Below are 511 nucleotides of genomic sequence, written 5' to 3'. Positions count from 1 at the left end.
CACCACGTGGGCGTTACGATCGGTGAGCAGCGTCTCGAGGTGGGCGCGCGCCATGGCATGCAACCGGGCCGTGGCACTGTTGTCGCATCGGGAAAGGGCGTCCCGAGCGATGACCAGGGCGTTGTGGGTGCCCTCCTCGATCACTGCCGTGAGGATCTCCTGCTTGTCACGAAAGTGATGGAAGAGGCTTCCGGACTTGATGGCCATCTCCTGGGCCAGCATGCGCACCGTGGTGGGGTCGAAGCCCTCCTGGACAAATAGCTGGGCGGCCTGGCGGGTCAGCTCCTTGCGGCGCGGGGACTCATTCATTACATTCATCGACGTTTACACTAGCGCTTGCTTGGTTGACCCTGAGAAAAGCACAGCCCCGTCAGCGGGTCAACGCAGCGCGGGCCAACCCGCGATCTCGACTTACAATCACAAGGCGGCTCCATCGGGAACCGCACGCCACATCGGGAGAACCACCATGAGCCACTCCAACGATATCGTCTTCCTCTCCGCCGCCCGCACG

At 62.8% G+C, this 511-nt stretch carries 1 protein-coding gene; it reads right to left on the bottom strand.

The window, feature by feature from the left end; all coding sequences use genetic code 11:
- Positions 1-309 (bottom strand): TetR/AcrR family transcriptional regulator (locus tag ACFPVS_RS13700; protein WP_378595866.1); only part of this gene is annotated, 309 nt, incomplete at its 3' end.
- Positions 310-511 lie beyond the last annotated feature (202 nt).

This window comes from Neisseria weixii, from assembly GCF_042658245.1.
Taxonomy (GTDB): domain Bacteria; phylum Pseudomonadota; class Gammaproteobacteria; order Burkholderiales; family Neisseriaceae; genus Neisseria; species Neisseria weixii.
The sequence above is the reverse complement of the archived record's forward strand: the minus strand, read 5'-3'. Positions and strand labels throughout refer to the sequence as shown.